The following is a 7,309-nucleotide window of genomic DNA, read 5'->3' as shown; positions in this document are numbered from 1 at the left end:
TACGGGGCGGGGTGCCACTCCTTCCTAACCATGATATAACTCAATCCCCTTTCGGAAGAAGTTATGATGGTATTTATGAAAATGATGAAGTCGATTCTTTTTGGTATATTGTCCGGGATTTAAATTTAAATGGCGAAAATACCAATGATACGATCCGTGCGATTCAAACAGGCATTAAGAAAGATTTATCTATTGGCTTCGGCGGTGAACTTTGGTACAGATGTTCATCTTGTGGCCGTGATATGTGGGATTATGAATGTCCTCATTTTCCTGGTCTGGAAGATGAAAATGGAATCCGTGTATTTGTTTGGGTGATGGATGCTTCTTTAAGGGAAGTGTCTGTGGTATATAAAGGTGCGACACCGGGCGCTTTTATTAATAAAGCTCGACAGTATTATAAGCAAGGTGATCTTGATAGAAAACGAATTATGATGCTGGAGAACGCTTATTCAGTCCGATTGGATGATGGAAGGCGTTCTTTTTATTTACCAAAAGATAATGAGCAAAAGGAGGATGAACAAATGGCAAATCAAGCAAGAAATTCATTGCTGGATGATGTTCGCACGGCGATTCGTGAGAACAAGATTGAAAAGGCTGTTATCTATGACATGTTGGCAGAGGAAGGGGATCCATTCCGTCAGCCAGAGGATATTCAGCTTCGTAATGAGCTAGGAAAAGATTTTTGCAGTGTTCAGGCGATTCGCCAATTAAAGAAGGAGGCACAAACAGGTCGTCGTTATGTTGCGGATGTGATTGATACGGCGGTTGCAGCAAGGGTGAAAGCTCAGGGCGATACGTTTAATGCGGATTCCTACCGTTCTATGCTCTCTATGAGTGCAGATATTGACCATATCAAGGATGAAATTGATTCTTATGAGCGTTTGGCGAAGCAGCGTTTTGTTGGTGGACGTCAAACAGAGCCAGAAGAATTAGAGCCAAAAAATGATGATCAAAATAATGAGCCTGAAACTAATGAAAGGCTTGATCCAGATAGTGACAATATTTTCTCTAAGGGGGTTGCTGAATAATGCCACGTTTAAATACTACGATGCCTGATTCTTACGGGCTTTCTTTGTCTGTTTATGTACCAACTGCTTCTGATGTAAATCCAGTGGAAACCGGTGATCTTTTAACTTGGTCTACTACTGATGGATATAGTGCGGTGCCGGCGGTTGCGGGTGATCCACTTCAACTTCGAGCTAAGCATCCTGTTACAGATCCATTAGAGCCACTTGGTTGTTATGTGTATGGCTTTAGCCGTGTGGAGCGTTTGCCTTATGCGGGTACGGCACCGGCACTTGGGGCTTCTGTTGAAAATGATGGTGCTGGTGGTGTTCGTGCAGCGGCTGCGGCAAATGGAACTCGCGTTCTTTATGTAGACACTGCGGCTGGCCTCGTTGATGTTGCAATGCCTTAAAAAATATTACTAGAAAAGGAGTTGAACAGAATTGAAGATTAAAAATAAATTCGGTAAAGAAGTAAATATTGCAACGGATGGAAATTTAGCCGTTGAGATTGAAAGAAAATTTGGTTCATCTTATGCCCAAAAAGCTTCTTCATGGGCGTATAAGCGTTATTTGGCTGAGCATGGGGTGACAAAGAAAGATGTTCTCCGTGGGTTAGGGATTGAGGATGTAAATAAAATGCAGGTCCGTGCCCTTCTTGAAAACGATGGTACGCGGCCTTTATTTAATGCAATCGTGGAAGATGGTTTACGAATGGGCTTTGAACAAGGCTCAAACTGGCAAGCTTTAACGGCTCGTACGATTCAAGCTGATCAGTTTACGGCTCAATGGTATTACCTAGATGAAGATTCTGTGGATGCGGATCTGCTCGATGTTGGACAAGGTGCACCAATTCCAACAGGTACGCTAATGTTAGGCGATCAGTCTATTAAGATGCATAAACGTGGCCGTGGAATCGAATGGACGGATGAAAGTCGCCGTGCAAATATTGATCTGGTTGCTCTATTCTTGCAAAAGATGGGCTTAAAACTTGGAAGGCAATATGAAGATGTGGCCGTTGATCGTTTGTTAAATGGTTATTTTTCAGATGGCTTCGATGCAGCTCCAACTCTTGGGGTAGCAACGGCTGGAACTATTACTCTAGCAGACTTGTTCTATGGTTCTGCTTATATGGAATATGAGTATGGCTTCACTCCAAAAGTGGCGGTAATGAATCTTGAAACTGCTTATACGATTACGACTTTACGTGATGGTAATGCTTATCTTTATCGTGATGAATTACAAAATGGTCAGTTTGCGGATGTAATCAATTCTCGACCGTTTATTTCTAATAGAGTGCCAGATAATCGAATCATTTTAGTAGATACTGATTTTGCCTTAGTACGTTACGAAGGAAAGCCATTTGGAGTTGAAACAGAGCGCTCAGCCAAGACGCAAGTTGAAGGTTCTTATGGTACGGAAATCAGTGAATTTGTGCCGTTTGAAAAGAATGCTCGATTAATTCTTACTCTTGATACGGCTCGATAAATCAAAAGGAGGTTATGAAAATGGCTGGTAAGAAAAATCAAAATGAAGAAATTCAGACGCAAGAGCAAGGACAAGCTCAAGTTCAAGGCGGAAATTCTGCTGAAACGATTGCTGATGCAAATGTGGTCTCCAATAAAAATCCTGAACAAAATGTAAAGCTTACAGAAGCGGAACTGGATGCGATTGAAATTCAGGAGCAAGTGACTGCGGGCAATCAGCCTTCAGGCAAATATAAATTAAAGGATCCTGATACGCAATATGCTGATGCTTCTGGTTTTACATTGGCAGAGGATCAGGAAAAAGAACTTCCAGAAGATCCAAGCCCTGAGCTTCTGGCAAGGATTCGATCTGGTTTTATTGTGAAGGCGTAAGACATGTTTATCACTCCTTCGGAAATCCGGGATAGGACTTCGTTTGAGGAAGTGAAAGGGCTAACGGATGCACAGCTGGAGGATTATATTCAGCGTGCGGATTCTTGGATTTTACGGGCAACAAATAGGGATTATACAACGACCAATGATATTTTCATTCAAGATGATCTGGGGGTTGCCACATGGCTCTTGGTGGAATATTTGTGGCTTTGGGATAATCCTGAGCTGAAAGAAGAAATGATGGGCCATGATGAAGTGATTCGTCTTGGCTCTTTTACTGTGAATAAGGGCGCTAAGCCCGAAAATGGTTTAACAGGCGTGGAAGAATTGGATTCCATACTGATGAAATATAGGTTCAGACCGAATTTTGGCCTTGGCTTCTTTTCGGTTTTAAAGAAGGGATAATCCTATGCATTTTCGTACTTTTCACAGTCACTTACATTACTCACAATCTTGTAATTTTGATGTTTATAGTGTGAATAAATGCAGGGAGATAGGAGGGGGTAGCACGTGAGGATTAAAACATTATTGAATCACCGGGCTACTCTTCTGGTTCCTGGTTATGAAAATGGCTATGACGAATATAACAGGCCCATAACGACAGATCCGACGACAAGGCAAATCAGATGCCGTCTTGATCAAATGCGGGTGCGAACTTCAACGGATGAATTAGGAACAGATGTGATTTTGGATTATGTTCTTTATTTGCCACCAGATGAAAAGATTGAGATGGGCATGAAGATTTTTAATGTCATTGATGAAGATGGAAATGTGGTGGCGGATGGTACGTTTGCGATTCAAACGATCATTCCGATTTATAGCCGAAAAAAGCTTCATCATTATGAGGTCGGTGTCCTGAGAGGCGATGTGAATTATACAAATCCTGTTACGGATCCAGTTGTTCAAACACAAGTAGTTACATTTGCGGGCAAAAATACGAATGATGGTGATGAAACAAGGAAAATTTATTTTGGATTAACAGAAGATGATAGTTAATTTCAAAAGTCCTTATATATCAAGGAGTTAACTAGATTAATCACGTTAACAAAGGAGGGAAACCAATGGCAGGTTTTACTGATTTTATAGAAGCAGCCATGCTTGATGAAGTGTTTGGAGCCGTAAATTATACTCCGTCAGCTAATATTCATGTAGGTCTCAGCACCACAGCGATTAATGATGTTGGTACAGGGATTACGGAGCCTCCATCGGCGGCAGGATATGCAAGAGCGGTGGTTCCAAATACGGCAGCTAATTGGCCAGCAGCTACTCAAAGTGGTTCAGGACCGGCAACTAAATCAAATGGGGGCACGATTTCATTTGGTCCGGCCTCAGGGGATTGGGGAACTATTCAATATTTTTTCTTGGCTGATGAAGCAGGAAAGATATTAGCATCTGGATCGATTGGTACTCCTAAAACGATAACGAATGGAGATACAGCTAGTTTTGGACAAGGTTCCCTAACAATCACATTGGACTGATGTAAATGGCTATTATTACCGAAACGCTTCGACCGGAAAGTATCGTTTCGATTCATAACTTTTCTCCCAATAATATCGCTTATATCCAAGATAGCCCAACAGCTCCTGACGCGAATAATATCGCGACAACAGGGGTCACGGGAGGGAATCCGACTCTTGAAGTGAAATTTTCTGCTCCTAGTGGGGTATTCAGCGGGACACAAACGATCAATGTTAATATAGTGGATCCATCATGGATAGGGGCACATATTGAAGTACTCGAAGGCGGGACCATTAAATTCACTTCTGCAGTCAAATATGCGGGAGCGGGTTCGAACCAAGCTTTTACGTTTGATGCCAGTGTCTTGGCAGACAAAACGGGAGCCAATACGACAATTCGAGTCGTCGCTCACGTTTACAGTGGGTCAACGATTCAATCAGTCCGAGCGATGAACTGGGTTGCTTCCGTGGATAATGCAGGAGGTGGACCACCTCCCGACACGACTCCTCCTGGGGAGATCACGAATTTAACGGAAAAACATACGGATATGGCGATTGTATTTGAATGGATAAACCCAACGGATGCGGATTATAAATGGGTTCAAGCGTATAAAGATGGCGTACTTTTTGCGGATACGCTGAATTTTCACACGTTAACAGATACTGCTGTTCTTCCTTCGACCACTTATCATTATCGCTTTACGACCGTGGATAAATTGGGAAATGAGAGTAATGGGGTCGAAATCACGGTTACAACGGATGAACAACACACGTATGAAAAGTTGAAACCGATAGCGATCACGAATATCAGCAATCTTTCTCCCAATGATGTCACCTATATTGATGATGATCCCGATTTTAAGGATGATTTGGTTTTAACACCACCGGCTACTCTTACGGGAGAACCAACGGTACGAGTAAAATTTGAAACTCCTAGCAAACCGATCAGTGGATTACAAACCATTAAATGGGTATTTAATGATCCGAATTATTATGGTACGAATTGTTTTATCTATGAAAATGGAGTGGAAATCCTTCGATCACCTTCTCCACACTATGCGATTAATGGAGTTAAGCCAGTTGTTTTCATTTTTGATGCGAGTTTAATCAGTGATAAAACATTGGCAACAGTTGAGGTCGAAATCCGAGCAATACGTATTAATTCGAACACGATTTCTAATTTTGGAGCTATTGAATGGGCGACTGTTTTACAACAAGTGGAGGTTCCTATAAATGGTTCTATATCTGGAATATCTGGGGCTTCTGCAAGTTTAACCATAACAAAAGCTCATGTTCTAACAGGTACGATTGTTGTTACTTCTGGGATATCGGCGGATTTATTTACTGCAAAAGCTTATGTTTTATCAGGTGAAATTGCTGCTCATTCTGCGGTATCAGCTGAATTATCGAGAAATTTTGAGTTGAATGGCTCTATTAATGCTGTATCTGGAGCTACAGCTTATTTAACAGACGTTCAAGCAAATCATGTTTTATCAGGTGTTATTACTGCTGTTTCAAGTGCTACGGCTGAATTGACTGATATTCAAGCCAATCATGTTTTAACTGGTACGATATCAGCCGTTTCAGGTGCTTTGGCAGAATTAACGGATATTCAGGCTCATCATGATTTATCAGGGATTGTTTTAGCTGTTTCAGGTGCTTCGGCAGAATTAACAGATGTTCAAGCCAATCATGTTTTAATCGGTACCATTTCAGCCGTTTCAAATGTGGGGGTTGAAGTTTTAAATAAATCATTTTCCATTGATGGAAGTGTTTCAGCTGCAAGTGGATCGGACACAGTCATAACCATTAACCGTGATTTAGGCGGAATGGTTGAGGCTCGATCTGATGTTTTACAAACGCAATTGCAGAAAATATTTGAAATCAATGGGGCTATTGCTGGGAGCTCTGCTTTTGATGGAAGTCTATCAAAATTAACAGCCATTGAAGGACAGATTCAAAGCTTTTCGGATGGATCTGGATTTTTGGGAAGGACCATATTACTGCAGGGATCCGTCATTGCCATTTCAAGTGTGATGATTGCTAATTTGCCTGTTCTACATGGTTTGAATAGTGAAATTAGTATCAATAGTGATGTAACGGGCCATCTTGATTTACAAGGGCAAGCAGCATTAACAGGGAGCGTTACTACTCAAAGCTCTTTAACTGCTAATCTGAGTAAAATGATGAAGTTTAGCGGTAATATTTTAGGAGTTTCTACTTTAAAAGTTAATTATATTAATCTCGTTAAGCCGATTAATGGACACCTTGCGGCTTTTTCTGATGCATTCGGTACGATCAGCAAGGAATTAGGAATAGATGGCTCTATTATAGCCATTTCCTCTATGAGCGGGTCCATGAGTGTTCTGATTGGGGAAACGTTTCTCAGCGGTGAGATCGTGGGCATGTCCTCCTTATATGGGGAGCTTGATAGATTTTTAGAATTAAGCGGAAGTATTGACGCGGTTTCTGATCTATTGAGTGATCTATATGTGGGAGGTCAGCAATTTGATTTAGATGGAACTATTTTTGCTGTCAGTGGTGCCGAGGTCAGGCCTCCGATTAATTTATTTCTGGAAGTCGATGATGCTGGATATGATGGCGTGGAAATTTTGAATGATGGGCTTCGTTTATCTCATACGATTGATGAAGGTCTTGGCAGGCATATTCAGTTTGAATTTGAGTTTATAGTGGATCCTACTTTCTTGGAGAAAATTGAGTTTAGAGTCAAAGGAACACCGAGGCAGCCGTTCTATTTAAGGGCTTGGAATTATGGCTCTAATAGATGGGATAAAACCAATCAGGCGGTTTATGATGGTCAGCTTGATGCCTTTGTTTCAATGGTGATAAGGGATTTTGATCGTTATCTGGGTGCAGAAAATAAAGTCAGAATTGCTATGAAATCAGTAAAGGGCTATACAAGCGGAACCCTTACATTGAGTACAGATTATGCAGAACTGCGGAAATCGTATTTTCAATAGGGGGTGAA

At 41.4% G+C, this 7,309-nt stretch carries 8 protein-coding genes; all 8 read left to right on the top strand.

Features of this window, described 5'->3' with window-relative positions; translation table 11 throughout:
• The coding region (locus ACJ004_RS28230; RefSeq protein WP_410896408.1) for an HK97 family phage prohead protease at window positions 1-1,028 on the top strand (1,028 nt) is incomplete at its 5' end.
• A complete protein-coding gene (locus ACJ004_RS28225; protein WP_410896407.1) occupies window positions 1,028-1,417 on the top strand; it encodes a hypothetical protein in 390 nt (129 codons plus the stop codon). The genes ACJ004_RS28230 and ACJ004_RS28225, both read left to right, overlap by 1 nt.
• 31 nt (window positions 1,418-1,448) lie before the next feature.
• A complete protein-coding gene (locus tag ACJ004_RS28220) occupies window positions 1,449-2,492 on the top strand; it encodes a phage major capsid protein (protein ID WP_410896406.1) in 1,044 nt (347 codons plus the stop codon).
• 20 nt (window positions 2,493-2,512) lie between these two features.
• Window positions 2,513-2,863, top strand: a complete 351-nt coding sequence (locus ACJ004_RS28215; RefSeq protein WP_410896405.1) for a hypothetical protein — start codon at window positions 2,513-2,515, stop codon at window positions 2,861-2,863.
• Between the two features lie 51 nt (window positions 2,864-2,914).
• A complete protein-coding gene (locus ACJ004_RS28210; RefSeq protein WP_410896404.1) occupies window positions 2,915-3,268 on the top strand; it encodes a head-tail connector protein in 354 nt (117 codons plus the stop codon).
• 105 nt (window positions 3,269-3,373) lie between these two features.
• Window positions 3,374-3,859 carry a putative minor capsid protein gene (locus ACJ004_RS28205; RefSeq protein WP_410896403.1) on the top strand — a complete coding sequence of 162 codons (486 nt, stop codon included), beginning with the start codon at window positions 3,374-3,376 and terminating at the stop codon, window positions 3,857-3,859.
• Window positions 3,860-3,924: 65 nt separating this feature from the next.
• Window positions 3,925-4,341, top strand: coding sequence for a phage tail fiber protein (locus tag ACJ004_RS28200; protein ID WP_410896402.1), 417 nt, complete (start codon window positions 3,925-3,927; stop codon window positions 4,339-4,341).
• A gap of 5 nt (window positions 4,342-4,346) precedes the next feature.
• Entirely contained in the window at window positions 4,347-7,301 is a 2,955-nt protein-coding gene (locus tag ACJ004_RS28195; RefSeq protein ID WP_410896401.1) for an autotransporter outer membrane beta-barrel domain-containing protein, read from the top strand.
• Window positions 7,302-7,309: the final 8 nt, after the last annotated feature.

Source organism: Neobacillus sp. 204 (genome assembly GCF_046562815.1).
Taxonomy (GTDB): Bacteria; Bacillota; Bacilli; order Bacillales; family Cytobacillaceae; genus Neobacillus.
The sequence above is the reverse complement of the archived record's forward strand: the minus strand, read 5'-3'. Positions and strand labels throughout refer to the sequence as shown.

Bases quoted from the DNA above. Each gene is read 5' to 3' on its own strand.
- ACJ004_RS28225 (WP_410896407.1), top strand. From the start codon at position 1,028: ATGCCACGTTTAAATACTACGATGCCTGATTCTTACGGGCTTTCTTTG.
- ACJ004_RS28200 (WP_410896402.1), top strand. From the start codon at position 3,925: ATGGCAGGTTTTACTGATTTTATAGAAGCAGCCATGCTTGATGAAGTG.
- ACJ004_RS28195 (WP_410896401.1), top strand. From the start codon at position 4,347: ATGGCTATTATTACCGAAACGCTTCGACCGGAAAGTATCGTTTCGATT.
- ACJ004_RS28215 (WP_410896405.1), top strand. From the start codon at position 2,513: ATGGCTGGTAAGAAAAATCAAAATGAAGAAATTCAGACGCAAGAGCAA.